At 57.8% G+C, this 24,105-nt stretch carries 24 protein-coding genes and 2 pseudogenes; 14 read left to right on the top strand and 12 right to left on the bottom strand.

The features are described from left to right. Nucleotides 1-177: 177 nt before the first annotated feature. Nucleotides 178-1,641: a glyceraldehyde-3-phosphate dehydrogenase gene (locus GIW04_RS12875; protein WP_032900472.1), complete on the top strand. Its 1,464-nt coding sequence runs from the start codon at nucleotides 178-180 to the stop codon at nucleotides 1,639-1,641. Nucleotides 1,642-1,807: 166 nt separating this feature from the next. Here GIW04_RS12875 and GIW04_RS12880 read toward each other — a convergent pair whose 3' ends face one another. Beyond that, complete coding sequence (locus GIW04_RS12880) at nucleotides 1,808-2,341, bottom strand: chalcone isomerase family protein (RefSeq protein WP_120247673.1); 534 nt, start codon at nucleotides 2,339-2,341, stop codon at nucleotides 1,808-1,810. Between the two features lie 216 nt (nucleotides 2,342-2,557). On the opposite strand from GIW04_RS12880, the gene sthA reads away from it, so the two are divergent. Next, nucleotides 2,558-3,952 (top strand): Si-specific NAD(P)(+) transhydrogenase, encoded by a 1,395-nt coding sequence (gene sthA / locus GIW04_RS12885; RefSeq protein ID WP_003189670.1) that lies wholly within the window; start codon nucleotides 2,558-2,560, stop codon nucleotides 3,950-3,952. A 42-nt stretch (nucleotides 3,953-3,994) separates the two neighbouring features. Here sthA and GIW04_RS12890 read toward each other — a convergent pair whose 3' ends face one another. Further along, nucleotides 3,995-4,717, bottom strand: coding sequence for a glycerophosphodiester phosphodiesterase (locus GIW04_RS12890; protein WP_120247674.1), 723 nt, complete (start codon nucleotides 4,715-4,717; stop codon nucleotides 3,995-3,997). A gap of 44 nt (nucleotides 4,718-4,761) precedes the next feature. After that, the gene (locus GIW04_RS12895; protein WP_003189673.1) at nucleotides 4,762-5,340 is read right to left on the bottom strand and encodes a PilZ domain-containing protein; all 579 of its coding nucleotides are present in this window, start codon (nucleotides 5,338-5,340) and stop codon (nucleotides 4,762-4,764) included. Between the two features lie 94 nt (nucleotides 5,341-5,434). On the opposite strand from GIW04_RS12895, the pseudogene GIW04_RS12900 reads away from it, so the two are divergent. The 3 genes and pseudogenes from GIW04_RS12900 (at nucleotide 5,435) to GIW04_RS12910 (ending at nucleotide 8,681) form a co-directional block, all read left to right on the top strand. Continuing rightward, nucleotides 5,435-6,685: pseudogene (locus GIW04_RS12900) on the top strand (lipoprotein-releasing ABC transporter permease subunit). A gap of 7 nt (nucleotides 6,686-6,692) precedes the next feature. Next, entirely contained in the window at nucleotides 6,693-7,376 is a 684-nt protein-coding gene (gene lolD, locus GIW04_RS12905; protein ID WP_019818240.1) for a lipoprotein-releasing ABC transporter ATP-binding protein LolD, read from the top strand. A 60-nt stretch (nucleotides 7,377-7,436) separates the two neighbouring features. Then, the gene (locus GIW04_RS12910; protein ID WP_032892838.1) at nucleotides 7,437-8,681 is read left to right on the top strand and encodes a lipoprotein-releasing ABC transporter permease subunit; all 1,245 of its coding nucleotides are present in this window, start codon (nucleotides 7,437-7,439) and stop codon (nucleotides 8,679-8,681) included. 108 nt (nucleotides 8,682-8,789) lie between these two features. Here GIW04_RS12910 and GIW04_RS12915 read toward each other — a convergent pair whose 3' ends face one another. Together GIW04_RS12915 and GIW04_RS12920 are read right to left on the bottom strand one after the other, a co-directional pair. After that, complete coding sequence (locus GIW04_RS12915; protein WP_120247675.1) at nucleotides 8,790-10,139, bottom strand: heavy metal sensor histidine kinase; 1,350 nt, start codon at nucleotides 10,137-10,139, stop codon at nucleotides 8,790-8,792. Further along, nucleotides 10,136-10,816 (bottom strand): heavy metal response regulator transcription factor, encoded by a 681-nt coding sequence (locus tag GIW04_RS12920; RefSeq protein WP_057710857.1) that lies wholly within the window; start codon nucleotides 10,814-10,816, stop codon nucleotides 10,136-10,138. The genes GIW04_RS12915 and GIW04_RS12920 overlap by 4 nt, the downstream gene beginning before the upstream one ends. Nucleotides 10,817-10,972: 156 nt before the next feature. Between GIW04_RS12920 and copI the strand changes: the two genes are divergently transcribed. Together copI and queF are read left to right on the top strand one after the other, a co-directional pair. Then, nucleotides 10,973-11,494, top strand: a complete 522-nt coding sequence (gene copI, locus GIW04_RS12925; RefSeq protein ID WP_120247676.1) for a copper-resistant cuproprotein CopI — start codon at nucleotides 10,973-10,975, stop codon at nucleotides 11,492-11,494. Between the two features lie 66 nt (nucleotides 11,495-11,560). Further along, nucleotides 11,561-12,391, top strand: a complete 831-nt coding sequence (gene queF, locus GIW04_RS12930) for an NADPH-dependent 7-cyano-7-deazaguanine reductase QueF (protein WP_003189684.1) — start codon at nucleotides 11,561-11,563, stop codon at nucleotides 12,389-12,391. A 135-nt stretch (nucleotides 12,392-12,526) separates the two neighbouring features. On the opposite strand, the gene GIW04_RS12935 is transcribed toward queF, so the two are convergent. Then, a complete protein-coding gene (locus GIW04_RS12935) occupies nucleotides 12,527-12,793 on the bottom strand; it encodes a DUF4404 family protein (protein ID WP_014717525.1) in 267 nt (88 codons plus the stop codon). A gap of 111 nt (nucleotides 12,794-12,904) precedes the next feature. Next, nucleotides 12,905-13,513: a hypothetical protein gene (locus GIW04_RS12940; protein ID WP_003189687.1), complete on the bottom strand. Its 609-nt coding sequence runs from the start codon at nucleotides 13,511-13,513 to the stop codon at nucleotides 12,905-12,907. A 195-nt stretch (nucleotides 13,514-13,708) separates the two neighbouring features. Here GIW04_RS12940 and GIW04_RS12945 point away from each other — a divergent pair, with 195 nt between their 5' ends. Beyond that, nucleotides 13,709-14,398 carry an MlaA family lipoprotein gene (locus GIW04_RS12945; RefSeq protein WP_003189688.1) on the top strand — a complete coding sequence of 230 codons (690 nt, stop codon included), beginning with the start codon at nucleotides 13,709-13,711 and terminating at the stop codon, nucleotides 14,396-14,398. 137 nt (nucleotides 14,399-14,535) lie between these two features. On the opposite strand, the gene GIW04_RS12950 is transcribed toward GIW04_RS12945, so the two are convergent. Next, on the bottom strand, nucleotides 14,536-14,832 hold the full coding sequence (locus GIW04_RS12950) for a PilZ domain-containing protein (RefSeq protein ID WP_120247677.1): 297 nt from the start codon (nucleotides 14,830-14,832) through the stop codon (nucleotides 14,536-14,538). A gap of 276 nt (nucleotides 14,833-15,108) precedes the next feature. Between GIW04_RS12950 and rssB the strand changes: the two genes are divergently transcribed. Together rssB and rssC are read left to right on the top strand one after the other, a co-directional pair. After that, nucleotides 15,109-16,290, top strand: a complete 1,182-nt coding sequence (rssB, locus tag GIW04_RS12955; protein WP_003189691.1) for a two-component system response regulator RssB — start codon at nucleotides 15,109-15,111, stop codon at nucleotides 16,288-16,290. After that, on the top strand, nucleotides 16,290-16,772 hold the full coding sequence (rssC, locus tag GIW04_RS12960; protein ID WP_003172602.1) for an anti-sigma factor antagonist RssC: 483 nt from the start codon (nucleotides 16,290-16,292) through the stop codon (nucleotides 16,770-16,772). Before rssB ends, rssC begins: the two co-directional genes overlap by 1 nt. 195 nt (nucleotides 16,773-16,967) lie before the next feature. On the opposite strand, the gene tal is transcribed toward rssC, so the two are convergent. Both tal and dusA read right to left on the bottom strand, forming a co-directional pair. Beyond that, a complete protein-coding gene (gene tal / locus GIW04_RS12965) occupies nucleotides 16,968-17,894 on the bottom strand; it encodes a transaldolase (RefSeq protein WP_003189693.1) in 927 nt (308 codons plus the stop codon). A gap of 404 nt (nucleotides 17,895-18,298) precedes the next feature. After that, nucleotides 18,299-19,285 (bottom strand): tRNA dihydrouridine(20/20a) synthase DusA, encoded by a 987-nt coding sequence (dusA, locus tag GIW04_RS12970; RefSeq protein WP_120247678.1) that lies wholly within the window; start codon nucleotides 19,283-19,285, stop codon nucleotides 18,299-18,301. Between the two features lie 319 nt (nucleotides 19,286-19,604). On the opposite strand from dusA, the gene GIW04_RS31480 reads away from it, so the two are divergent. The 3 genes from GIW04_RS31480 to GIW04_RS12980 all read left to right on the top strand — a co-directional run bounded on the left by GIW04_RS31480 (nucleotide 19,605) and on the right by GIW04_RS12980 (nucleotide 20,799). Beyond that, the gene (locus tag GIW04_RS31480) at nucleotides 19,605-19,733 is read left to right on the top strand and encodes a BrnT family toxin (RefSeq protein WP_413469147.1); all 129 of its coding nucleotides are present in this window, start codon (nucleotides 19,605-19,607) and stop codon (nucleotides 19,731-19,733) included. Further along, complete coding sequence (locus tag GIW04_RS12975; RefSeq protein WP_120247679.1) at nucleotides 19,711-20,019, top strand: BrnA antitoxin family protein; 309 nt, start codon at nucleotides 19,711-19,713, stop codon at nucleotides 20,017-20,019. Before GIW04_RS31480 ends, GIW04_RS12975 begins: the two co-directional genes overlap by 23 nt. A 189-nt stretch (nucleotides 20,020-20,208) precedes the next feature. Beyond that, the gene (locus GIW04_RS12980; protein WP_183043762.1) at nucleotides 20,209-20,799 is read left to right on the top strand and encodes an HNH endonuclease; all 591 of its coding nucleotides are present in this window, start codon (nucleotides 20,209-20,211) and stop codon (nucleotides 20,797-20,799) included. A gap of 7 nt (nucleotides 20,800-20,806) precedes the next feature. Here GIW04_RS12980 and GIW04_RS12985 read toward each other — a convergent pair. Beyond that, nucleotides 20,807-20,953: pseudogene (locus GIW04_RS12985) on the bottom strand (phage late control D family protein); the annotation flags it as partial. A 259-nt stretch (nucleotides 20,954-21,212) separates the two neighbouring features. After that, a complete protein-coding gene (locus GIW04_RS12990) occupies nucleotides 21,213-23,411 on the bottom strand; it encodes a P-loop ATPase, Sll1717 family (RefSeq protein WP_232964758.1) in 2,199 nt (732 codons plus the stop codon). A 415-nt stretch (nucleotides 23,412-23,826) separates the two neighbouring features. On the opposite strand from GIW04_RS12990, the gene GIW04_RS12995 reads away from it, so the two are divergent. Next, nucleotides 23,827-24,105 (top strand): DUF6124 family protein (locus GIW04_RS12995; RefSeq protein WP_236478999.1); only part of this gene is annotated, 279 nt, incomplete at its 3' end.

Genomic DNA, 24,105 nt, shown 5'->3' on the forward strand with positions numbered 1-24,105 from the left:
GTTTAGGAGGGTTACGGACAAGTCGGCCTGCTCGCCAAACTAGTGGCCTTCTGGAACCCGCGTGTTTCCTGGGCTGTAGCGCGGTGGTATTTTTTTGCAAGGGCTTTTTGTTGCCCTTGGCGCATTGCTCAACGCTCAGTCGGGCGACATAATGTAGCCCCTTTTTTCTGCCCCTACATGTGGAAGGTTCCCGTGACTCAGAAGCCCGACCAGTGTCTTGGTGAATGGATCGACCGTGAAGCACTCGCTGAAGCGATGATTCCGCTTATCGGTCAGCTGTACCGCAATAACAATGTGGTGAGCTCGATCTATGGCCGCAGCCTGATCAACCAGTCTGTCATCGCGATTCTCAAAGCCCACCGCTTTGCGCGCCATCGCTCCGCCGACGACAGCGAACTCTCCGTCCACGAAACATTCCCACTGCTCAAAGCCATGAGCGAGCTCAAGCTCGGCGCGGCTTCGGTAGACCTGGGCAAGTTGGCGTACAAATTCCGCAAAGAAGGCGCTGGCCGCACCGCCGAGCAGTTCGTGCGTGAAGAAATGGCCGATGTGGTTGGCCAGCAAAACGCTGCCGCCCGCAAAGGCACCGACGTGGTGTTGTACGGCTTTGGCCGTATCGGCCGCCTGCTGGCGCGCATCCTGATCGAGAAAACCGGTGGCGGCGACGGCCTGCGCCTGCGTGCCATCGTGGTGCGCAAAGGCGCCGAGAACGACCTGACCAAGCGCGCCAGCCTGCTGCGTCGCGACTCGGTACACGGCTCGTTCAATGGCACCATCACCATTGACGAAGAAAACAACACCATCACCGCCAACGGTAACCTGATCCAGGTGATCTACGCGAAGAACCCGACTGAGGTGGATTACACCCAGTACGGCATCAAAGACGCGCTGCTGGTGGACAACACCGGCGTATGGCGTGATGCCGAGGGCCTGGGCCAGCACCTGGCGTGCCCGGGTGTTGACCGCGTTGTGCTGACCGCGCCTGGCAAGGGCAAGCTCAAGAACATCGTGCACGGCATCAACCATGCTGAAATCACCGCTGACGACAAGATTGTGTCCGCCGCGTCCTGCACCACCAACGCCATCGTGCCGGTGCTCAAGGCCGTGAACGACAAGTTCGGCATCATCAACGGCCACGTTGAAACCGTTCACTCGTACACCAACGACCAGAACTTGATCGACAACTTCCACAAAGGCGATCGCCGTGGCCGTAGCGCCGCGTTGAACATGGTGATCACCGAGACCGGTGCTGCCACTGCCGCTGCCAAGGCCCTGCCTGAGCTGGCCGGCAAGCTGACCGGTAACGCCATCCGTGTACCGACGCCGAACGTGTCGATGGCCATTCTCAACCTGAACCTTGAGAAAGCCGCCACCCGTGAAGAGATGAACGAGTACCTGCGCTACATGGCGCTGCACTCCGACCTGCATAAGCAGATCGACTTCGTCAATTCTCAGGAAGTGGTCTCCACCGACTTCGTTGGCTCGCGCCACGCCGGTGTGGTGGACGCCGAAGCGACCATCACCCAGGACAACCGTGTTGTGCTGTACGTGTGGTACGACAACGAGTTCGGCTACAGCTGCCAGGTGGTTCGCGTGATGGAAGACATGGCTGGGGTCAACCCGCCTGCGTTTCCGCGCTAAGCCTCGCTGAATGAAAAAGCCCCGACTGGTTCGGGGCTTTTTTATGCCTGTGGGTTTTGTGGTGCCTGGGAGGGCCTTATCGCAGGCAAGCCAGCTCCCACAGTTGAAATGCATTTACCTGTGTGCGGGCTTGCCCGCGATGACGATGGAAGGGTCAACACCTCCATCACTTGAGTAGCGTGTTGCGCAAACTGTCCGACAGCCCTTTGGGCGCTAGCCAGATACCCAGGTAGGCCTTCGCTAACTCAGCATCTGGGCTGCTGAACACCACCTGCCCATTAATCTCCAGATTCAACCCGCGCCCCGGACAAAAATCCAGCGCATAGCGATCGCCGCTGCGAATATCCCGAAAGCGCGCGTGCAGCTTGGCTATCTCCGAGTTCAACCCGGCATTGGCCTGCTGGCGTTCCAGGGTGACGGTGGCCGCCTTGATCACATCATTGCGGTCGATGTCGCGAAAGTAATACAGCGCCAGGCGCACAGCCTCCTGCTGGTCCCAGGCCTGCTTTGCCGGCAGTTCAGCCGGGGCATACAACGCCGCCGCATATACATCCGCCCACAGATAGTTGAATACCGCCTGGTTTTTCAGGGCCAGCCCCTCGACCTGTGCGGGGAAGCTTGCCTGCTTGAGCCGCTGCGCATCGTTGGCGTGCGCCGTGAGCGACACCATCAGCATCAAACAGAAAAATAGTTGTCGCATAATGGCTCATCCTGAATTCGGCGCTGGTTTGCGTCCTGTAGTATGGCAACACTGGCCTACGACGCGACCAAGGGTTAATGTTCGCGGCGCTCGGGCTTCTATAGACTGTGCCCCGGTTCACACACACTTGAGCCAAATTGTCCTTCATGCACGCTGGCCGCGGCATGATTTAGCCCGGCGTCCAACCGTACGCCTGGCCTGTTCTGAGGAGTACGCATGGCTGTCTACAACTACGACGTGGTGGTACTGGGTTCCGGCCCAGCTGGAGAAGGTGCGGCGATGAACGCTGCCAAAGCAGGGCGCAAGGTGGCGATGGTCGATAGCCGTCGCCAGGTCGGCGGTAACTGCACCCACCTGGGTACCATCCCGTCCAAGGCGTTGCGTCACTCGGTACGGCAGATCATGCAGTTCAACACCAACCCGATGTTCCGGGCCATTGGTGAGCCGCGCTGGTTCTCGTTCCCGGACGTATTGAAAAGCGCTGAAAAAGTCATCTCCAAGCAAGTCGCCTCGCGCACCGGCTACTACGCCCGTAACCGCGTCGACCTGTTCTTCGGCACCGGCAGTTTCGCCGACGAGCAAACCGTCGAAGTGGTCTGCGCCAATGGCGTGGTCGAGAAGCTGGTGGCCAAGCACATCATCATCGCCACCGGTTCGCGCCCGTATCGCCCGGCGGACATCGATTTCCACCACCCGCGTATCTACGATAGCGACACCATCCTGAGCCTGGGCCACACCCCGCGCAAACTGATCATCTACGGCGCCGGCGTGATCGGCTGTGAATACGCCTCGATCTTCAGCGGCCTGGGTGTACTGGTGGAGCTGGTGGACAACCGTGACCAGTTGCTCAGCTTCCTCGACTCGGAAATTTCCCAGGCGTTGAGCTACCACTTCAGCAACAACAACATCACCGTGCGCCATAACGAAGAGTACGAGCGGGTCGAAGGCCTGGACAACGGGGTGATCCTGCACCTCAAGTCCGGCAAGAAGATCAAGGCCGACGCCTTGCTGTGGTGCAACGGCCGTACCGGCAACACCGACAAGCTGGGCATGGAAAACATCGGGGTCAAGGTCAACAGCCGTGGCCAGATCGAAGTGGATGAGAACTACCGCACCTGCGTGCCGAACATCTACGGCGCCGGTGACGTGATCGGCTGGCCAAGCCTGGCCAGTGCCGCCCATGACCAGGGCCGCTCGGCCGCTGGCAGCATTGTCGACAATGGCAGCTGGCGCTACGTGAACGACGTGCCGACCGGGATCTACACGATTCCCGAGATCAGCTCCATCGGCAAGAACGAGCACGAACTGACCAAGGCCAAGGTGCCTTACGAAGTCGGCAAGGCGTTCTTCAAGAGCATGGCGCGTGCGCAGATTGCCGGTGAGCCGCAAGGCATGCTGAAAATCCTGTTCCACCGCGAAACCCTGGAAGTACTCGGCGTGCATTGCTTCGGCTACCAGGCCTCGGAGATCGTGCACATCGGCCAGGCGATCATGAACCAGCCGGGTGAGCAAAATACCCTCAAGTATTTCGTCAACACCACCTTCAACTACCCGACCATGGCCGAAGCCTATCGGGTAGCGGCCTACGACGGCCTCAACCGGCTTTTTTGAGCGGCTCCGGCCGGTGGCCTGAGCCGGCCGGGGAGACCGATTTCAGTAATTCTCGAGGGTGGCAGTGGCCAAACCGGGAAAGTCTGTAATCAGGCTATCTACGCCGAAGTCGGCGAGCCTGCGCATCAGCGCAGGTTCGTTGACTGTCCACACGGACACATGCAAGCCCTGGCGCTGGGCTTTTTCCAGCCGCTCGGGGGTGCACAGCGTCCAGTTCAATGCCAAGTACTCACAGCCGTAGTTCTGCGCGACCTTCAGCGGGTCGAGCCAGGCGTATTCGGCGACCAGGCCGCGTGACAGGTCTGGGGTGAGTTCCACGGCGGCCTTGAGCACTTCCCGCGAGCTTGACGTCACCGTGACCTTGTCCATCAAGCCAAAGCGCACGGCCATTTCGCGAATCGCCAGCACGGTGGTCGCGGCGCGGGTACGCGAGGCGCTTTTGACTTCCAGTTGCCAGTGATCGAAGTCGCACTGTTCGAACAACGCCTCCAGGCGCGGGATCGGGCAGGGGCTGACCCAGCCTGGGCCGCCTTTGCGCGCGTCCATTTTCACCAGGTCGGCCGCCGAATACTCGACGACTTTGCCGCGCCGGTCGGTGGTGCGCTTGAGGGTCGGGTCGTGGATGACCATCAACTCGCCGTCTATGGACAGGTGCAAGTCCAGCTCGCAGCGGCGTACGCCGTGCTTGAGGCATTCCTGAAAGCTGGTCAGGGTGTTTTCCGGTGCTTCGCCTTTGGCACCGCGGTGGCCGTAAATCAGGGTCACAGTTGCTCCTTTGCGCCAGGATGGCTGGCGTCGTGAATACGCATTCAGAGGTCTTCGCTTTGTTCTCGCGCCAGGCGGCGTTCCTGGGCCTGTTTCTGCAGGATATAGCGCGCCAGCAGTTGGCGTTGGGCATCGGTCATGGACTCGAATTCCGTGCCCACATCAAAGCCGTCGCCCTTGGGGTCGCAATGGGTCACCCGCGCGCGTAGCAACAGACCGAGCGCCTGGGGCATCAGCACCAGCTTGACCGCTAGGTGAGTGTCGGCGGCCAGCGGCGTGGGGTGCTGGAAGTCGATGCCGCCTTCGGAGAGGATCACCGGTTGCGGCGCACCTACCTCGTTCAGCAAACCGCGAGCCATGACCTGGCTGAGCAGGTCCAGGCGTTTGTTCTGCACTTTGAGGAACGCCGCGAGGCTGCGGTCTTTCTCGTTGATCTGGCGCAGCAGGTGCTGGGCTTCGAATTCGCTCAAGTGCAGCTCGCTGAGCAGATTGAACAGCGGCGAATCATCCAGCAACACTTCCTTGCTCGCCGCGTCGGGGCCGGACAGGGGTTTGATTTGAAGTGCGATCATGTCGTCGATACGGTAGTATTCGCGGCGCTCTTCTTCATCTAATGTCGACATGGCGAACCCCAGGTTACGGTAATGGTCTGAGTGTAAAGCTGCTGACCAGACCCCGCCACCGGGACGTCTTCTTTTCCTCCGAACAAGCCCCGACATGTTCAGACCTCTCTTCGTATTTATCGGCACGCGTTATACCCGTGCAAAGCGTCGCAATCATTTTGTGTCGTTCATTTCCTTGACCTCGATGATCGGTCTCGCCCTGGGCGTGGTCGTGATGATCGTGGTGCTGTCGGTGATGAACGGCTTCGATCATGAGATGCGCACCCGCGTGCTGGGCATGGTGCCCCACGCGACCATTGAAGGCGATGCGCCGATCAATGACTGGCAAAGCCTGGCCGCCAAGGTCCAGCAGAACCCCAAGGTGGTGGCGGTCGCGCCGTTTACCCAGATGCAGGGGTTGCTGACCAACGACGGCAAAGTGCAGAAGATCCTGCTCAATGGCATCGACCCGGCCCAGGAACACAACGTCTCGATCATCGACAAGTTCATGCTGCAAGGTAAGCTCGACGCGCTGGCGCCCGGCAGCTTCGGCATCGTCATCGGTGACAAGGCCGCGGCCAAGCTGGGCGTGGAGGTTGGCGACAAGCTGACCTTCGTCGCCCCGGAAGTCACCGTGACCCCGGCCGGTATGTTCCCGCGCATGAAGCGCTTTACCGTGGTGGGCACCTTCCACGTCGGTGCTGGCGAGATCGACGGTTACATCGGCCTGACCAACCTCACCGACCTGGCCCGCCTGCATCGCTAGCAGCCTGACCAGGTGCAGGGCCTGCGCCTGAAATTCAACGACCTGTTCGATGCGCCGCGCGGTGCCTGGGAAATTGCCCAGCACCTGGGGGAGACCGAGTACTACGCCCGCGACTGGACCCGCACCCACGGCAACCTGTACCAGGCCATCCGCATGGAAAAAGCCATGATCGGCCTGTTGTTGTTGCTGATCGTCGCCGTGGCGGCTTTCAACATCATCTCCACGCTGGTGATGGTGGTGAACGACAAGAAGGGCGACATCGCCATTCTGCGTACGTTGGGCGCCACGCCGGGGCAGATCATGGCGATCTTCATGGTGCAGGGCACCGTCATCGGCGTGGTCGGCACCCTGATCGGCACGGCGGTGGGCATTCTGGCCGCGCTGAACGTCAGCGCCGCCATTGCCCTGCTTGAAAAAGTGATCGGCCACAAGTTTCTCAACGCCGACGTCTACTTCATCGATTACTTGCCGTCCCAGGTGCAAACCCAGGACGTGCTGATGGTGGGCGGCGCCGCGTTGGTCCTGAGCTTCCTTGCCACCCTGTATCCAGCCTGGCGCGCGGCACGTACCCAGCCAGCACAGGCATTACGTTATGAGTGAATCGGGCATGAGTGAAAAAGCAATCCTGAGCTGCCGCAACCTGGGCAAATCCTACGAGGAGGGCCCGGAGTCGGTGGTGGTGCTGTCCAACCTGCAGCTTGAACTGCACCCTGGCGAGCGCGTGGCGATCGTCGGCAGTTCCGGTTCCGGCAAAAGTACCTTGCTCAACCTGTTGGGCGGCCTCGATACGCCTTCCCAGGGCAGCGTCTGGCTGGCCGGTGAAGAACTGTCGGCCTTGAATGAAAAGGCCCGTGGCCAACTGCGCAACCGCTCGTTGGGCTTTGTGTACCAGTTCCACCACTTGCTGCCGGAATTCACCGCCCTGGAAAACGTGTGCATGCCGCTGTTGATCGGCAAGACCGCGATTCCTGAAGCGCGCCAGCGTGCCACGGCGTTGCTTGAGCGCGTCGGCCTGGGCCATCGCCTGGAGCACAAGCCAGCGGAGTTGTCCGGTGGTGAGCGCCAGCGCGTGGCGATCGCCCGTGCCCTGGTGAACAACCCCGGCCTGGTGATGCTCGACGAGCCGACCGGTAACCTCGACTCTCACACCGCCCAGGGCATCAAGGACTTGATGCTGGAGCTGAGCACCCAGATGCGCACCGCGTTCCTGGTGGTCACTCATGACATGAGCATGGCCCGGCAGATGGACCGCGTACTGCATTTGCAGGAAGGTCATCTGGTCGCTATCTGACCTGTTGCAAGCCCGGTTTTTTGAGGCCGGGCTTTTTCATTTTTCCAACGGTGCCCGCGAATGTTCAGACCGTTATCCATTTTCATCGGCACGCGCTATACCCGCGCCAAGCGCCGCAACCGTTTTGTCTCGTTTATCTCGATGACCTCGATGATCGGCCTCGCCCTGGGCGTACTGGCGATGATCGTAGTGCTTTCGGTGATGAACGGCTTTCAGCGTGAAATGAGCTCGCGCATCCTCGGCATGGTGCCCCACGCCACCATCGTCGGCGTAAAGCCGATTGATGATTGGCAGCCGGTGGCCGCCGCCGCGATGAAGAACCCGCAAGTCACCGCCGCCGTGCCCTTCACCCAGATGGATGGCATGTTTTCCTATAAGGGCGCGATGCAGCCGATCGAAATCAGCGGCGTCGACCCGGCCCAGGAAGGCAAGGTGTCGATCGTGGCCCAGCACATCGTGCGCGGCAAACTCGACGACCTCAAACCCGGCGAGTTCGGGGTGGTGGTCGGTGATATCACCGCACGCCGCTTTCGCCTGAGCGTGGGCGACAAGCTGACCCTGATCGTGCCGGAACTCAGCAGCGCGCCGGGCGGCATCACCCCGCGCATGCAGCGCCTGAATGTGGTGGGTATCTTCAAAGTCGGCGCCGAGCTGGATGGCTCCATGGCCCTGATCCACATGGCCGACGCCGCTGAAATCCAGCATTGGCAGCCCAACCAGGTGCAAAGCGTGCGCCTGGCGGTGAAGGACCTGTATGCAGCGCCGAAAGTCTCGGCAGATATCGCCGCCAGCCTGGGCGCGGCCTACAAGCCGGACGACTGGACCCACACCCAGGGCAGCCTGTTCAGCGCGATGAAAATGGAAAAGACCATGATCGGCCTGCTGTTGCTGATGATCGTCGCCGTGGCCGCGTTCAACATCATCGCTACCTTGATCATGGTGGTGAACGACAAGGGCGCGGACATCGCCATCCTGCGCACCATCGGCGCCACGCCTCGGCAGATCATGGCGATCTTCATGGTGCAGGGTACTGTGATTGGCGTGGTCGGCACCTTGATCGGCGGCGTGCTGGGGGTGATTGCGGCGCTGAACGTAAGTGAACTGGTGGGCTGGCTGGAGCGGGTGAGCGGGCAGCATATCTTCAGTTCGGATGTGTACTTTGTCAGCAACCTGCCGTCGGAGCTGCAAGGTGGGGATGTGTTGCTGATTTGCTCGGCGGGGTTTGTGTTGAGCTTCTTGGCGACGATTTACCCAGCGTATCGGGCGGCGAAGATTGAGCCGGCGCATGCGCTCAGGTATTCGTAACCTGATCGTTCCCACGCTCTGCGTGGGAATGCCTCACCGGACGCTCCGCGTCCGCTGTTAGGACGCAGAGCGTCCTGGACTGCATTCCCACGCGGAGCGTGGGAACGATCAGCAGTCGCCCTTAGGCAACTCAATCACAAACCGGGTCCAGCCCGCCTGCGACTCACAATAAATCCTGCCCCCATGGGCCCGCACAATCGACTGGGTAATCGCCAACCCCAACCCTGCATGTTCACTGCTACCTGCACGCCTCGACGGGTCGGCTCGGTAGAACCGGTCAAACAGCCGCGGCAATAACGGCGCAGGAATACCTTCCCCGCTGTTCTCAACCGTCAGTGTCACGCCACTCTCGAGCCGCACCCGCACTTCACCGCCTAGTGGGGTAAACCGCAGCGCGTTATCCAGCAGATTCGACAAGGCCCGGCGCAACATACCGCGATCGCCCATCGTCTGGGCGCTGCCTTCGCGCACCAGCCTCACCTGCGCGTCCTCCGCCAGCAGGGTAAAGAACTCCAACAGTGCGTCGACCTCATCGCCCAAATCCAGAGCTTCACGGCTGGGCATCAGCAAGCCGTGGTCAGCTTTGGCCAGGTAAAGCATGTCGTTGACCAGTTGCGCCATCCATTGCAGCTCTTCCAGGTTGCTGTGCAGCGCCTCGCGGTAATCCTCCAGCCGGCGCGGTTGGGTGAGGATGACTTGGGTCTGGGTCAGCAGGTTGGACAGCGGTGTGCGCAGTTCGTGGGCGATATCCGCGCTGAAGGCGGACAGGCGCTGAAAGGCATCGTCCAGGCGCGCCAGCATAGCGTTGACGGCCTGGGCCAGTTCCGCGAGTTCCACCGGCATTTGCTCTTGGGGTAAGCGTTGTGTGAGGGAGTGGGCGGAGACGCTGGCGGCCACTTCACCCATGCGCCGCAGTGGGCGCAACCCGCTGCGTGCAGCCCAGGCGCCGAGCAGGGCGGTGGCCAGGGCCGAGAGGCTCACGGCCAGCCAGATCAAGCGTTGCATGCGTTGTAGAAAGTGCTGGTGGTGAGTGATGTCGAGGATCAGGATCAGCTGTGGCGAATCCAGTTGGCTGGGCGTCAAGGGTGCGATGAAGACGCGGTAGTCGGTGCCTGCGTATTGCAGGCTGTGCAGGCCGGGTGCTTGGGGCAAGGGAAGGTGTGGCGCGCCGTCCAGCCAACGTTGACCCGCCCCGGTGATGCGCAAGGCGAGGTCGGGCTGGTGATCGAGTTCGGCACGCAGTTGAGGGGTGCGCTGGGCGAGGTCTTCCCGTGAGGTGACACCCTGCAAGGTGCTGCGCAGGGCCACCAGTTTGCTTTCGAGCTGTTGCTGGTCCAGCTCCATGAAGTGCGCCTCGCTGGCCCGGTTGAACAACACCCCGGCGATCAACGAGACCACCGCCGTGCAGGCGGCAAACAGCAGCGCCAGGCGGCTGGTCAGGGACAGGCGCTTGATCACGTGAACCGTTCCTCCAGCACGTAACCCATGCCGCGCACGGTGTGGATCAGTTTGTTGGGGAAATTGTCGTCGACCTTCAGGCGCAGGCGGCGAATGGCGACTTCGATGATGTTGGTGTCGCTGTCGAAATTCATGTCCCACACCTGGGAGGCGATCAGCGTCTTGGGCAGCACTTCGCCCTGGCGGCGTAGCAGCAGCTCCAGCAAGGCGAACTCCTTGGCGGTGAGGTCGATGCGCTGGCCGCTGCGCTCGACGCGGCGGCGGATCAAGTCCAGGCTCAGGTCGGCCAGTTGCAGCGTGGTGTCCTGCGGCGTGCTGCTGCCACGGCGCAACAAGGTGCGCACCCGCGCCAGCAGTTCGGAAAAGGCGAAGGGTTTGACCAGGTAATCGTCGGCGCCCAGCTCCAGGCCATGTACTCGGTCTTCTACGGCATCGCGAGCGGTGAGGAACAGCACCGGGATGTCCAGGCCGGCACTGCGCACCGCCTGCAGGATTTGCCAGCCATCGCGGCCGGGCAGCATCACATCGAGGATCAACAAGTCATAGTCGCCCGTTAGCGCCAAGTGCTGGCCACAGGTGCCGTCGGCCACCAGTTCGGTGGTAAAGCCCGCTTCGGCCAGGCCCTGACGCAGGTAATGACCGGTTTTGGGTTGGTCTTCGACGATCAGCAGTTTCATGTAGGGCTCTTGGTCAAGGTGGACGCCGGCCTTTATACCCTGGGCTCCGGGGTATGGGCGCAAGCTGACAAAGTTGTAATCTAGCAGTCAGCTGACTGGCAGCGAGGCCATCTTAAAGTGTTGCCCAAGCTGGATACCTATTTTGGAGAGTGAAAGATGGCGTTGCGTACACCCCAGTTATTGGCGGGCTGCGTGTTGGCGTTGAGTTTCAATGCACTGGCGGATGCGACTCACACCTACGCGTTCGGACAGCCGGCCCCGGCGGATAAAGCCACGCGCACCGTTGAAGTCACGCTGCGGGACATTGCCTTTGAGCCCAAGTCCCTGGACGTCAAGGCCGGTGAAACCGTGCGCTTCGTGCTAGTCAACAAAGGCCAGTTGCTGCATGAGTTCAACCTGGGTGACGCGGCCATGCATGCCGCCCACCAGAAAGAGATGTTGCAGATGCAAGCCAGTGGCATGCTCACCGCCACCGGCATGGGCAAGATGGATCACAGCGCCATGGGCCACGGCGACATGGGCGGCATGAAGCACGACGATCCCAACAGTGTGCTGGTGGAGCCGGGCAAGACGGCCGAGCTGACCTGGACGTTCAAGCAGGCCACGGGCCTTGAGTTCGCCTGCAACCTGCCTGGGCATTACCAGGCAGGCATGGTCGGCAAACTGACCGTTGAGTGAGGCGTTTGTTAAGGGCGGGGGCAAAGGCTGGTAGACTGGCGCGGTTTATTTAGCCAGGTTTCCGCCATGCATCCCGCAGCCGAACATTCGCCGCTGGGCAAGTCCAGTGAATACATCAGCACTTACACGCCTTCGTTGTTGTTCCCGATTCCACGCGCCGCCAAGTGGGCCGAGCTGGGCCTGAGCGCCGAGACCCTGCCGTACAAGGGCGTGGATTTCTGGAACTGCTTCGAACTGTCCTGGCTGTTGCCCTCGGGCAAGCCGGTGGTAGCCATCGGTGAATTCAGCATTCCGGCCGACTCGCCAAACATCATCGAGTCCAAGTCGTTCAAGCTGTACCTCAACTCGTTGAACCAGACCGCGTTTGCCGACACGCAAAGCCTTGAAGCCACCCTGCGCACCGACCTCAGCGCTGCTGCCGGCAAGCCCGTGAGCGTGCGCATTCGCAGCCTGGCCGATATTGAGGCCGAAGGCGTGATGGCGCTCCCGGGCGTGTGCATTGACGACCTGGATATCAACGTCAGCAGCTACGAACACCCGCGCCCGGAACTGCTGCGTTGCGATGATTCGCGCGTGGTGGAGGAGAGCGTGCACAGCCACCTGCTCAAATCCAACTGCCCGGTGACCAGCCAGCCTGACTGGGGCAGTGTGGTGGTGGAATATCGCGGTGCGGCGCTGGATCATGCCAGCCTGCTGGAATATATCGTCAGCTTTCGCCAGCACTCGGATTTTCATGAGCAGTGTGTGGAGCGGATCTTCTTGGACTTGCAGCGCTTGCTCAAGCCGGAGAAGTTGACGGTGTATGCGCGGTATGTGCGCCGGGGTGGGTTGGATATCAACCCGTACCGCAGCACTGAGAACACCCAGTTCCTGAACGTGCGCCTGGCGCGCCAATAAGCCTTCATACAAAAAACTGTGGGAGCTGGCTTGCCTGCGATTGCGATCTTTCAGTCATTCATCAAGTGACTGATACACCGCTATCGCAGGCAAGCCAGCTCCCACATTTGGTTGTGTGTTTGGCTTGGGATTGGGTTAGATGCCGATATTGCCCAGGGTCAGCACGATATTGCGCAACGTCCCGGCAATGCCTGGATGGTCCAGTTCAAAACCTTCCACTGCCCGGTTCACATCGTCAGCGATGCTGGGCGTCTGGGTGGCCGGTTCCATTTCCAACTGGACTTCGAATTTGGCGATCAACTCTTCCAATGCTTGACGTTTCTCGGCGGGCAACTCGGGATGATTCTCCAGTTGCTCACGCACAATATCGGCCTGCTGTTGTAACTTCTCGCGATCAGGCATGACGTTCTTTCCTTTTATCGATAGGCACTGGCATAGACCGCGGCGCGCCGTGAAAGGTCTACGGGCTGACCTGTAGATTAATCCACTGGGGCCAACTGTGCATGATCTCGATCAGGGCTTCTCGCCCTTGAGTTGGCGCAGACGGATGTCGGCCAGGCAGGTGCCGAGTTCGCCAAGGTGGTCAATCACCGAGTGCACGCCCAGGCCATAGAGTGCCACCGTGGCCTTGCCACGCTTGTGTTCGCGTTGCTGCTCGGTCAGCGCCTGCCATTGCTGGGGCGACAGGCCGCAGAGCGAACCGCAGGAGGCCAGGCCGATGGTCCACAAACCGGCATTCAGGCCCGATTGCAGCAGGCGCGGCTCGCCGCTGACCAGTACGCAGCCTTCCAGGCGTTCGATGTTCAACTCCATCAGGGCTTGCCAGCAGGCGTGGGGCGCGGGCCAGCGAATGGAGGAGGGTGAGGCGGCCTTGAGCCAGCCAGGCAGGCCGGCGCACAGTGGCGTGGTCACGGCGGGAGGCAGTTCGTCCAGCCAGGCGCAGGGCACGCCTTGTTCTTTGAGGCTGCGCAGGATTTTCAATGCGCCCGGCGTGGCCTCGGCATCCGCGCACGGTGAGTCGGTGCGCGCCAGGGAACCAAAATCTACCAGGCAGCCACTCAGGCCAAATAACACGGCGGTCAATGAGGGGGCTGCGGCGACGGCAATCTCGGCGTGTGGCATCTGAACGTCCCTGAAATAGCTGCCACGCTATCGGGGCGGCATGACAAGGGGATGACACTGTCGATATTTGTAGGAATTTTGTGCATTTTACGTAAGACGATTCTAGGTAGCTGCCTAAATCGGCACTTCCGTCATATACTGACGGCCTTATTCAGGGCATAGCGCCCATGACAGACCATTCAAGGAGCAAAAGCTATGCGCTGGAGCCAGTACTTCGCTCAGCTATCGGTGTGTGCCACCATCCTGTTGGCACCGTTCGCTGCCCAAGCGGCCTCGGAAGATGACCCATGGGAAAGCGTCAACCGCCCCATCTTCACCTTCAACGACACCGTTGACACCTATGCCCTCAAGCCAATCGCCCAGGGCTATCAGTTCGTCACCCCACAATTTGTGCAGGACGGCGTTCACAACTTCTTCCGCAACATCGGTGATGTCGGCAACCTGGCCAACAACGTGCTGCAACTCAAGCCGCACAATGCAGGCGTCGACACTGCGCGCCTGTTGGTCAACACCACATTTGGCGTCCTGGGCTTTATCGACGTCGGCACCAAAATGGGGCTGCAGCGCAGCGATGAAGACTTCGGCCAAACCCTCGGCTACTGGGGCGTGGGCAGCGGCCCGTACGTGATGATCCCGTTGCTGGGCCCAAGCACCTTGCGTGATGCGCCGTCCAAATACGTCGACAGCTACACCCAACCGTACCGCTACATGAACGACATCGGCTGGCGTAACAGCACCTTCGGCCTCAACGTCGTCGACGTGCGTGCCAGCCTGCTCGACAGCGAGAAGCTGATCAGTGGCGACAAGTACACCTTCATTCGTAACGCTTACCTGCAGAACCGTGAGTTCAAGGTCAAGGACGGCAAGGTCGTTGACGACTTTTAAGCTGTGACGTTTTGAAATGAAAAAGGCGACCTTTGTAAGGTCGCCTTTTTTGTGCGCGCTGATCGTTCCCCACGCTCCGCGTGGGAACGCATCCCGTGACGCTCCGCGTCACCCTTGCGCAGGGGCTGGATGCTGCGTTAGCGCATTTTCAGAATCTTGAGGCCCAGATGCTGGTCATCGCCTACTGCCTTGGTCCACACCACCTCGGAATCCGCTTCAAGACCCCTGAGCGCAGCGTGTTCTGAATCAATGCGAACGGTCAGCAGGTCACCCACCGTGAACTGGCGAGGTGCCTGCACCTGCATGCCGGAACTGGAGAGGTCCACGCAGGTACCGGCGATCTCCTGCCCGGCATGGATCAAAGACACATCGGCATCTATTCGCATGCGGATGAAATCGCGTTTTTCGGCGTAGTCGCGCTCGTGTTCGCTCACAGCATCCATCCTTACTTTGCGTTGTGGTTGTGAGGGTTCTTATAACTCCCGGTGATTTGCGGTGTAAAGACGCCCGGCGACCATCGGCATGAGCTTGAAACCCCTCACGGATGGGAGTACCGTCTGCGCCTTAGAAGGGCACCTCTGCTTTACCGTTGTGCATGGGCCAAATCCCAATGCTTTGTAGGACAGAGAGGCTAGAAAGCGAATCCAGTACGTGAGCCCGGCCATTGCCGAGCCGCCTACGCCAACCTAATTCTGGCGCCGTTTGCCCACATGCAAAAAACCAGTGCCACGCTGCTGATAATCGATGACGACGAAGTAGTGCGCGCGAGCCTCGCGGCCTACTTGGAAGACAGTGGCTTCAGCGTCCTGCAGGCCAGTAATGGCCAACAGGGTCTCCAGGTATTCGAGCGCGACAAGCCCGACCTCGTGATCTGCGACCTGCGCATGCCCCAGATGGGCGGCCTGGAGCTGATTCGCCAGGTGACCGACCTTGCCCCGCAAACGCCGGTGATTGTCGTGTCCGGTGCCGGTGTCATGAACGATGCCGTTGAAGCCTTGCGCCTGGGCGCTGCCGATTACCTGATCAAGCCCCTGGAAGACCTGGCCGTGCTGGAGCACTCGGTGCGCCGCGCACTGGACCGTGCACGCCTGCTCCTGGAAAACCAGCGCTACCGTGAAAAGCTCGAGACCGCCAACCGCGAACTCGAAGCCAGCCTGAACCTGCTGCAGGAAGACCAGAACGCCGGTCGCCAGGTGCAGATGAACATGCTGCCGGTCAGCCCCTGGACCACCGACGAATTCAAGTTCGCCCACCAGATCATCCCGTCGTTGTACCTGTCGGGTGATTTTGTCGACTATTTCCGCGTCGATGAGCGGCGCGTAGCGTTCTACCTGGCCGACGTTTCCGGCCACGGCGCGTCTTCAGCGTTTGTGACCGTGTTGTTGAAGTTCATGACCACACGGCTGTTGTTCGAGTCCAAGCGCAATGGCACCTTGCCGGAGTTCACCCCCTCCGAGGTGCTGGGCCACATCAACCGAGGCCTGATCAGCTGCAAGCTGGGCAAGCACGTGACGATGGTCGGCGGCGTGATCGACGAAGAAACCGGTCTTTTGACCTACAGTATTGGCGGTCACCTGCCGATGCCTGTTTTATACACTCCTGACAGTGTGCGCTACCTGGAAGGGCGTGGCCTGCCCGTAGGCTTGTTTAACGAAGCCACGTACGAAGACCACATCCTGGAATTGCCGCCGACCTTCAGCCTGACGCTGCTGTCCGACGGAATTCTGGACCTTCTTCCAGAGCCTACACTCAAAGAGAAAGAAGCCGCCTTGCCCCAAAAGGTCAAGTCGGCGGGCGGCAGCCTGGATGGCCTGCGGCAGGTTTTTGGATTGGCCACGCTAGGGGAGATGCCGGATGATATCGCCCTATTGGTGTTGAGCAGGAATCTTTGATGAGTACCGGAAGAATCCAATTCGCCGAGCAAGACGGGACCTTCGTCCTGAAGTTTGTCGGTGAAGTGCGCCTGACCTTGTGTTCGGCCCTGGATGCGACGATCGAGCGGATCTTCACAGCCCTGAACTTCTCGGCGATCGTGATCGACCTGACCGAAACGCGCAGCATCGATAGCACCACCCTGGGCCTGTTGGCCAAGTTGTCCATTCTGTCGCGGCAGAAGGTCGGCCTGTTGCCGACCGTGGTCACCACCCACGAAGACATCACCCGTCTGTTGCAGTCCATGGGCTTTGACCAGGTGTTCAACATCGTTGACCGCCCGATCCCCTGCCCGGAATGCCTTACCGACCTGCCGTCCCAGGACCAGTCCGAGGAGGTCGTGCGGGTCAAGGTGCTGGAAGCGCACAAGATCCTGATGGGCTTGAACGAGTCCAACCGCGAAGCCTTCCACGACCTCGTCAACGCCCTAGAGCGGCACTGACGGCCTCCCTGCTCAAACACACACAGTCCAATGTGGGAGCTGGCTTGCCTGCGATTGCGCACTGTCAGTCGATGAAGTGTTGGCTGGCCCACCGCTATCGCAGGCAAGCCAGCTCCCACACTGGACGGCGGTGACAGCGAGGCAAAAAAAGGGCGGCACCCTCACAGGTGCCGCCCTTTCTGCTGCTATCTGCCTTTACAGCTTGGCCGACAACAACGCCTCCAGCTTCTCCTGGTCCCGAGCAAACTGGCGAATGCCCTCTGCCAGCTTCTCAGTCGCCATCGCGTCCTCGTTGGACTCCCAACGGAACTGCGCTTCAGTCATATGCACCCGTGCTTCACCGGCATGCCCTGGCGCCAACTTGCGTTCAAGCTTGCCTTCATCGGCTGCCAGCTTCTCCAGCAGGTCCGGGCTGATGGTCAGGCGATCACACCCTGCCAACTCCTCGATCTGGCTGAGGTTACGGAAGCTCGCACCCATCACCACCGTCTTGTAGCCGTTAGCCTTGTAGTAGTTGTAGATGCGGGTCACCGACTGCACGCCCGGGTCATCGGAACCGGTGTAGTCGTTGCCGTTGGCCTTCTTGTACCAATCGTAGATACGGCCCACGAACGGCGAAATCAGAAACACACCCGCTTCGGCACAAGCCACGGCCTGGGCAAACGAGAACAGCAGCGTCAGGTTGGTCTGGATGCCTTCTTTTTCCAGCTTCTCGGCGGCGCGGATGCCTTCCCAGGTGGAGGCGATCTTGATCAGCACGCGGTCGCGGCTGACCCCGGCTTTGTCGTACAGGTCGATCAGACGGTGCGCACGCTTGAGAATAGCGGCCTCGTCGAACGACAGACGCGCATCCACCTCAGTGGAAATACGGCCCGGCACTACTTTGAGAATCTCTTGACCCACCGCCACCGCAAAGCGGTCACTGGCCAGGCCCACATCGCCGTTGCAATCCTGCACACACTCATCCAGCAGCTTGGCATAGCCAGGAATCGACGCAGCCTTGAGCAGCAGGGAAGGGTTGGTGGTCGCGTCTTGCGGCTTGAGCTTGGCGAGCGTGGAGAAATCGCCGGTATCGGCTACGACGGTGGTGAATTGCTTGAGTTGTTCCAGCTTGGAAGTCATGGGCGTGCTCTGTCCTGTGGGTCTAGTGACATTACCCGAGCGCTGGCAGGCGCTCAAGGGCGCAAATGCGTTAGGTCGTTTGCGAGGGCAATAACCTGGAAACGGCCGTTTGAATTACCGGCCGTGGTGCTCAGTTGGAGGGCAAAATCGATGGCAGGTTCAACCTAACTGCCCGATAACCATCCCGGTCAAATTGTGAGAGCTGGCTTGCCTGCATGACGCCAGCCCGGCCACTGACATTCAGCTGACCCCCCATCAGTCAAACTGTGGGAGCTGGCTTGCCTGCGATGACGCCAGCCCAGCCACTGACATTCACCTGACACACATCGCTCAAAACTGTGGGAGCGGGCTTGCTCGCGAAAGCAGCCTGTCAGCCCCAAATACCCCCACTGACACCCAACCCGTCACCGCCCCTCCAACAAAGCCCCCGCCTGATCCAACAACGCCAACGGATCACTCGCCTTATGAATATCCACCGACAACAACTGCCGAAACTTACGCGCCCCCGGAAAACCGGTCCCCAGCCCCAGAACATGGCGCGTAATGTGATGCATCGCGCCGCCTGTCGCCAAGTGCTCGGCTATATACGGACGCAACTGCGCCAACGCCTCAGCGCGGGTGATCACAGGCGCGGTGCTGCCAAACAGCTGCTGATCCACCTCCGCCAGCAAATACGGATTGTGATAAGCCTCCCGCCCCAACATCACCCCATCAAACGTCTGCAAATGCTCCTGGCACTGCTTCAACGTCTTGATCCCACCGTTGAGATTAATCTCTAACTCTGGAAAGTCCCGCTTCAACTGCGCCGCCACGTCATAACGCAACGGCGGAATGTCCCGGTTCTCCTTGGGCGACAACCCCTCCAGAATCGCAATCCGCGCATGCACGGTAAAACTGGTGCAACCGGCGTCCTTCACTGTGCCGACGAAATCACACAACTGGGCATAACTGTCCCGACCATTGATGCCGATACGGTGCTTCACCGTCACAGGGATCGACACCGCATCGCGCATGGCCTTCACACAGTCCGCCACCAGCGCAGGGTGCGCCATGAGGATCGCGCCGATCATGTTGTTCTGCACCCGGTCGCTGGGGCAACCGACGTTCAGGTTCACCTCGTCATAACCAGCCGCTTCGGCCATACGGGCGCAGGCGGCCAGATCAGCCGGAACACTGCCGCCCAATTGCAGCGCCAGCGGGTGCTCGGCTTCGTTGTGGCGCAGGAAGCGGTCTTGGTCGCCGTGGAGGATAGCGCCGGTGGTGACCATCTCGGTGTAGAGCAGGGCGTGTTTGGAGAGCAGGCGTAGGAAGAACCGGCAGTGGCGGTCGGTCCAGTCCATCATGGGGGCGACGGAGAAGCGGCGGGAGAGTGGGGCGGTTTGTAAGGACATGGGAGAGTCTGAGTTGGCGAGGCGAATGGGGCGCAGTTTATCAGGGATGCATGTCAGGTACTCGACGGGTTCTCAAGCCTAGTCAGTCAACCATCGGTGGTAACCCGAGTACACGCTCGGTAGGCTTTCGACGCGCACCTCGTGTTGATGATTTATTGTGGCTACGATAATCACATGCAGATTACCTATGACCCAGCCAAAGACGCTCGTAACGTTGAAGAACGCGGACTCCCATTTGCGTTAGTACGGGACTTTGAATGGTCTACGGCCTTGATCGTGGAAGATGATCGATTCGACTACGGTGAGTGTCGTTATCGCGATGGGATACATAGGGGATCGGCTGCATGTCGTAGTGTTCACCCCACGAGGTGACGCTGTCCACGTCATCAGCTTTCGTAAAGCCAACAAACGGGAGGTCAAAAATTATGACCAAGAAACCCAGTCCTGAGAGGGTCGATACAGCTAACCCGGAATGGTCGGCTGAGGACTTTGCTAAGGCCAAGCCAGCCAGCGAGGTGCTTGTGGGATTGTTTGGCAAAGCTCAGGCGAAGGAAATGCTCAAACCCAAGCGCGGGCGGCCAAAGTCGGTAGCCACTAAAGAGCACGTTAATGTTCATTTTGATGCTGACGTGCTGGAGCGATTCAGGGCTTCTGGGCCGGGCTGGCAAACGCGAATGAACGCCGCTTTGGCTGATTGGCTTAAGGCGCATACGCCAGAAGAGCTGAAGGCCTAAGGCAAAAAGCCGCGGATAACGCGGCTTTTTGCTGTCTTGTGATTAGCTTTTTGTCAGCGAGCGTATAAATAAATCTGTCCGTTTTTTGCTACCTTTCGGCGTTGTTTCAACATAAATATATCTCTAGTTGGAGCTGCGCAGTACGAGGCTAGCGGGCGCAATCAATCTACGATGATCAAGGAGCGAGTTGTGAGTTGTTCGAAAATTTCTGTTATCGATAAGGAAAAGTTGATCAGGCTTAGAGATCGGCTCTATAGAGCAATTGATAACAGCCGCTCAGATAGATGGTGTCTTGCGCTTTGGAGTCGGTTTATCAGAGCTAGGGATACACACCAGTGTGTCGTCTGTAATTCTGATGATCGGGTCCAAGCGCATCATATTTTTAGAAGAACATTGCTTTCGCAGGCGCGATATGAACTCGGCAACGGAATTACGCTGTGTTACGAATGCCACAAGGTTGCACACGAAGGATTTAACGGCCGACCGGATATGACGCTGCCGATAGGTGGTCAAGGGGGTGACGACCAAGACGAAATCGCCTTCTACTATCGAAAGCTGCTTGAGTCCTCAGAAGCTTTAGATTTAGAGCACGATGAGTTTTTTACGTTGAGCGATGGAATGCTTAGATTTTTCGTCCGAGTACAGGGCTACGAATATCTCTATAAAGCAGTCGCTGCAAATAAAATTACTGGGTTGGTGATGGCCTATAAAATTTGGGTTCGTAGTCCAGAACAGATGGCTTTAGCCATTTTAAGGCGAAACCTTCCGGGTTATTTTTGACCTCAGGTCTGTTCCATCTTCGATCCACTGCCCGTTTCGCCGTTTTTTCCGTAGCATATAACCAGCGTAATCGTCGCGGCATAGTCTGATCCTCTGCTCTCACTACCTTCTCTTTGCCGGTTCCTTTTTCGCGGTAGTACGCGATGATCCCAGTGGGTTCCTCCAAATATTAAATAAATCTGTCCCCTTTTTTGGGAGAGTTGAATAGGTCTTCCGGCAGGTTTAGGGATATCCCGGTCACGGCGGCCTCGATGGTGGACGGTTGTGGGGTATCTTACACCGTGAAACGTCGGGTTGAAGCAGTAGGCCATCGTGAGGTGCGTCTGGGAGTGAGTCGTTTGCTTTTTCTTTGCCAACTCAAAACCAATATCGTGGCGGATAAATAAATCTGTCTCCCTTTTACCCAGTTTCATTTAGCGCTTAACATGATGCGTATTGTTTGAGGTCTTTGTTTTCTTCGGTTTTCTAGTGTAGGTGGTTTTTAATTGGAGATAGCTTCTCTCATATGTGTCTAAAAGTGAGAACATGAGCCTGTCAATTGCGTCATGTTTTTCCGGATTTCTTAATTTTTGAAGAAGCTTGCAAAGATATCGCGCAGGTAGTTTTATAATTAACGCACTATGAGATCGGTGCATTTCACGTACCCAGTCGAGTTCTGTGGCCGACATGTGTTCATCTTCATCTCTCGTAATGATGAATCCAAGCTTCCCGTGTGTACCTGTCAAGTACGATTGCAGTTGTCTGTACTCGTCTGGTCCTAGGCCTGAATAATTTTTAGCATCGAACACTACCTGTCGTACTTTATAGTCTTCTTGTACACGCTTCCAAAAATCAGATGTGGCTCGGTTTGTGCCAACTATATCGCGCCTTTGGACGGACGTGCCGTTAGGTGAGGGTTCCAGGTTTATGAGGTGTGACGCAAATATTATCCTTAATGTATCAAGGCACCATAGTTCAAAGTCCCTAGCTCGTTCGCGACCTGTCGGGATTTTTTCAAGGTGCGCAATAGCTTGGCCGATTTTTAGTTTTCGAATTTCGGGTGTTGTAGATTGCACGACAATATCATATTCGTCATTTATCTCTTCTGCCTCCTCCGGGGCAAGAGCATCACGGCTCAAATTGAGGCCGAGCCAGTAGCAAGGATGAATCAATATCTTGTCGGAAACCTCGAAGCCTTTATCTGGGGTTCTACCGTCATGACAAAATGAGAAGGCAGATGTACTATTGTCATGTGTTCCGATAAATCCTACGCTATAAAGAGACTGCAGGAGTCCGCTGGATTGCAAAATTCTTGTCTCAGCTAAAGCCTCGTGATTGTCGCCTTCTTCGGAGAGCTCAATATATCGCTCTATCATCTTTATAGCTGTGCCAACTAATAGTTCTGGCTCTCCATCCTTAAATGCGCATGTAACCAATTGTATGGAAGGGAATATTTTAGAGTATTCCTTCCATAAGTCTTCAAGCCTTGCCACTGAAATAGACTGGGCTGCATAATCTAAGTCCTGAATTATCGCTGTAGAGCGAGAGTTTCTAGCAGCGCAAAAAAAGGCTTCATTTAGTAAGGAAAGTAAGTCTCTAGGTCGATATAACGTGAATTGTAAACATTTTTTAAATCCCTCTCTTCCTTGAAGCTCTCCTGCTGTGACTCTATCCCAGACACGCTGGTCCTTTTCTATTGTGATGTTGAATGATAGCTTCATTCTGGTTGTGACGAGGGTTAGAAGTTGAGCCCAGTCCCAATGAAGTCTTATTACTTGACCTTCTATATTTCTCGAGTAGTCTGGATCTTCTTTTGCTAGCGTTCTATAAATATTGTCTCTTAGGAAGATTATAGGCCTGATAAGGGGGGATTTCTTATTTAGCTCTATCGCAGCATAAGTTAGGCCTGCAATCATACCTATGCCGACCGAGTCTGACTCATAGCCTTCGTCAAGTCTATCCATTAGTACAGCTACACGACGATCAGCCTTTTCAAATAGTGTAAGTACTTTTTCCTCTATCTGGCTTATTTCCAAGTTTCCAGGTAGGTCGCCGACTGTTTCTTCTGGAGAGGTTGCACTTAAAAATTGTTTAGCAATGTTTCGACACTTTGTAAGGTATCCGCCTTTTGCTTCGTTCCATTTCAGAAGGTGCTTGTTAAGTAAGCTGTCTCTTTCTAGGTGTGAGGATAGTTTGTAGTTGGAGGAGATGTAGTTTGTCATCTCCATTAATATTGTATATTTCCATAATAGTTTGGTGACGGCTCTTGCAAGATTAAAAGAGTCTGAGAACGGGCGAAGTAAAGATCTAAAGCCAATTATTTCTGTGTCTTCAGGTGAAAAGCATAATACGACAACTTTTTTATCTTTTTTCCAGTGCTTCTGCAACTCTATATAAAGCGCACTCTTTCCCGTGCCTCGTCGGCCTACAACTACCGTCCTGTCATCTGATTCGATTAAGGAGCGGAAGTCAGCGGTAGCGACGAAAGCATCCGAAAGCATTTTTCCGTCGTTTTCCGCTGTGGTGTCCCCTAGTGAGTTAGGACGGATAAGCGGTGCCGTGCCAGTCATCGTGGCGCTCTCCTTAGCAATTATTTTTTTTGTAATTAACGTCGATACCTTATGGCGTGTCATACCACATTTTCCTAGCTAAGGAGAACGACGTAGACGGGTTTGAGCTTGAATATATATACCTTCATCACTTTTGGGGAGAGGCTACGAAAAACAATCTTCATTCAAATGATAAATTATCTCATCTTTCGTATTGTCATTTCTCAAGTCCCCTTGTGGGCGCCGTCGTACCTCGTCGGGAAGGGAATGGAACGTTTTCTCCCAATCCTGCGTACTATTCTTGATAGACGGCTTGGGGGGCGCGCCGAATATCGGGGGCAGAGAACGGTATTTCTGGGAGATTTCCCACACTGTTCTCGGCTTGCCCTCAGCTCACCTATGGCTTAATTTCCTCAAGCCGCTGCAAACCCAGCGGCCGGAGGTGGAAGTCCGAACTGCTAAGGCGTTTTAACTCCCGTAAATATTTGGAGCTACGCCCATGCACAACAACACACGCAGTTCTTCACTTGATCAAAGCGCATCGCCCGTCGATCCCAAGCTCCAAGCCGCAGCCCAGCGAGCAATCAATCATCACTTGCCCCCATCCGGCGACGCTGCACCCGTCGAACGCCCAAGCGACAACCTATTCCTCGTAAACCCAACCATCGATCCCGAAACCCTCCTGGCCAACGCCGCCGAAAACCTAGCATCCGCCAACGAAATGGCCGCCACTTTGGCGTTCGATCTCGACGACTCCCAGCGCGCCATCGCCCTGGGC

This window comes from Pseudomonas sp. PA-4-8C (assembly GCF_021606625.1).
GTDB classification, from domain to species: Bacteria; Pseudomonadota; Gammaproteobacteria; order Pseudomonadales; family Pseudomonadaceae; genus Aquipseudomonas; species Aquipseudomonas lactis.